The 3,068-nt window shown below is 45.3% G+C and carries 2 protein-coding genes; one reads left to right on the forward strand and one right to left on the reverse strand.

The annotated features are described in order from the left end of the window. Positions 1 to 489: 489 nt before the first annotated feature. Positions 490 to 1,773, forward strand: coding sequence for a serine--tRNA ligase (gene serS, locus PX484_RS11250; RefSeq protein ID WP_287767935.1), 1,284 nt, complete (start codon positions 490 to 492; stop codon positions 1,771 to 1,773). Between the two features lie 268 nt (positions 1,774 to 2,041). Here the strand turns inward: serS and PX484_RS11255 are convergent. Beyond that, the coding region (locus PX484_RS11255; RefSeq protein WP_288103863.1) for a RuBisCO large subunit C-terminal-like domain-containing protein at positions 2,042 to 3,068 on the reverse strand (1,027 nt) is incomplete at its 5' end.

The raw sequence follows: 3,068 nt of genomic DNA on the forward strand, positions 1-3,068 counted from the left end.
ATTGGCTGAGTTGTAGAGATTTTTAGACTGCCAAGATAAATTATCTATCTCAGCCCAGAATCGATGTCCTTTCTTGATAATGTGTCTTTCTGCTACTAACATATTATCCGTTGTCTTTTAACTCAGCGTCGGGTTTTGAAGGGTTGTCATCCGTTGTGATAATTGTACCAGAAGGCAATTGATAGCCTGTTAAATTCCCTTGTTTCCACCACCTCCAAGCCGTTCGATAACTTATTCCTGTTTTTTTGCCTAGTCCGATAGTTTTGTCTGTACATATTACCATGAATGACTATATATGACCATATTTGTATTTAAACTTTACAATACCCCAGTTTCCGCTGCCGCTAATTTTACCGGCGGCTTTTAACCGATATTTTAGTTAAGTTTTGAGTTATTATTGACCATTGGTTAGCGGTTGACAACATTTCTCCTCAGGCTGCCAATTCCCCGACTCTCCCACTTACTTTTTATTTTTTACTGACTCGTACCATGTTAGACCTAAAGCAAATTAGAGAAAATCCAGAGGAAGTGCAGAAACGCTTAGATAGTCGGGGAGGTAGTTATGATATTGCCCCTATTATCCAGTTAAATCAACAACAGAAGGCTTTAGAGTTAGAACGCAGCAGTTTACAGGCCCGGGGTAACGAAATCGGTAAACTGGTGGGACAAAAAGTGAAAAGTGGCAGCGATGTCAACAGTCCCGAAATTTTGGCAATGAAAACAGAAGGAAACGAGATTAAAAGTAAACTAGCTCAATTAGAACCGCAGGAAAAAGCCATTAAAGCGGCCATTGACCAAAAAATCTTAGATTTACCCAATTTACCCAGTGAAACCACTCCCATCGGTAAGGATGAACGGGAAAATGTCGAAGTCAGACGCTGGGGAGAAGAATATAAACCCACCAACCCGAATATTTTGCCTCACTGGGAAATTGGGGAAAAATTGGGCATTTTAGACTTTGAACGGGCAGTAAAGATCGCCCAGAGTCGTTTTGTTAATCTTATCGCCCTCGGGGCAGCCCTAGAAAGAGCTTTAATTAATTTTATGCTCGATCGCCATATTGTCGCCGGTTATACAGAAGTTTTACCGCCAATTCTGATCAATAGTGACTCCCTGCGCGGGACGGGACAACTGCCGAAATTTGCGGAAGAAAGCTTTAAATGTCGAGATGATGAGCTTTGGTTAGCACCAACGGCAGAAGTACCCGTAACTAACCTCTATCGCGATGAAATCCTCTCATCGGAGCAATTACCGATCAAACACTGTGCCTATACCCCTTGTTTTCGTCGAGAAGCGGGCAGCTATGGCAAGGATACGAGGGGCTTGATCCGTTTGCATCAATTTAATAAGGTGGAAATGGTCAAAATCGTCCATCCTGACGCTTCTGCTCAGGAACACGAAAGTTTAGTCGCTAATGCGGAGGCAATCCTGCAAGCTTTACAGTTGCCCTATCGCGTGATTGAATTGTGTACTGGTGACTTGGGTTTTTCGGCGGCCAAATGTTATGACTTAGAAGTGTGGCTACCTTCGGCTAATACCTATCGGGAAATTTCCAGTTGTTCTAATTTTAGAGACTTTCAGGCACGACGGGCAAATATTCGCTTTAAAGAAAAAGGACAAAAAGGCACTAATTTTGTCCACACCCTCAACGGTTCGGGATTAGCGATCGGTCGTACTATGGCCGCTGTCCTAGAAAATTATCAACAGCCGGACGGGACAGTAAAAGTGCCGGAAGTGCTGCAACCCTATCTAAAACGGGAAGTTATTTGTTAAATTTTCTAAAAATGCTTGACAAAATGTCTATATAGGGTTTGCTGAATAAATCTAAAAACCTTGTTGGGTAAGACTTTTAGACCTTTTGTCAATCAAAAAGTACCGGATATGGGAGTGATCAGGGGGAAAATTCAGGTACTTTTTCCCTGAAAATTAGGTAGTTGACCACCTGAAAATCGGTAAAACCCTACACCCCACACCCCACACCCTGCCCCCAAGAAAAACTTTTTGCCGCAAACCCTATATAGTGCATTTGAAAAAGTTGCGCTTAACCCCACTCTAGAATTGCCTGTTTTAAGGCTCCTTCGGGCAAATTGGCGGGATCAAAAGACTCACCCGCTTCTATTCTGGCTAAAGCTTCAAAAAAAGCCCTCACACCACTGGCAGGTCCCGATGGGTGGTCCATAATTCCGGTTCCCGCATTGAGGATAACATTACGTCCGTAATCCCCAAGGACCTGGGGAACAATACCGGGACGAATACCGGCCGAGGGAACCGGAAAAACGTTTCTATCGCGCAAAATATCGCGAATTTTGCCCTCCTCCCGGGGATCGAAGGGTAAACTACCGTAAGCGGCGGGATATAGCACCGCATCGGCTCCTGCGTGGGCCATCATCGTCCCCAAAACCACAGAATAGGCTAATCCCGTATCAGTACCGGCACACATCGCCCCAGCAAAGGCAGGATGGGCGAAAATAGGAACATCGATCGCCGGATCACTGGCTAAAGCTTCTAAAACGGAAAAACCGTAGGTAAGAACGTTTAATAACAGGGCATTAGCCCCATGTTTCACCAATAAACGGGCTTTTCTCTGCAATTCGTCCGCTTTTCCAGTGACATTGACCGCATAGAGAACATTTCTACCGGTTTGCTGCCGCACTTCCTCCAAAACTCGGCGACAACAATCTAGGCGCTCGTGGGTGGGAGCCACGGGAAGATCCGCCATGATTTCATCATCTTTAATCACGTCTAAGCCAGCAAAAGCCACTTCTCGCAGGATATCGGCGTGATCTTGCGCTGATAGTCCTAAAGCGGGTTTAAAAATTGCCATAACTAGAGGTCGATCATAAACCCCCAAACGTTGCCTAATTCCTGTGATTCCCAGCTTGGCTTTTGTGCCGTAGCTTTCGGGGAGATACACCCCCACCACTTTTCCGGCTCCAGCCATGGAATATTTGCCGAAAATCATGGTTAAAAGACTGGCGATGTCATTTTCAACGTTTATCTGGGGAAAACGCACCCTAGCCACCTTATAACCGTCGGCTTCCTCCCTGATCCCCACCACTTCCGCTAGG

The sequence above is a fragment of the Microcystis sp. M49636_WE2 genome (assembly GCF_030065375.1).
Classification (GTDB): Bacteria; Cyanobacteriota; Cyanobacteriia; order Cyanobacteriales; family Microcystaceae; genus Microcystis; species Microcystis aeruginosa_C.

What these genes read in the sequence shown, in the direction of transcription:
- serS (WP_287767935.1), top strand. Translation starts at nt 490, where the DNA reads ATGTTAGACCTAAAGCAAATTAGAGAAAATCCAGAGGAAGTGCAGAAA.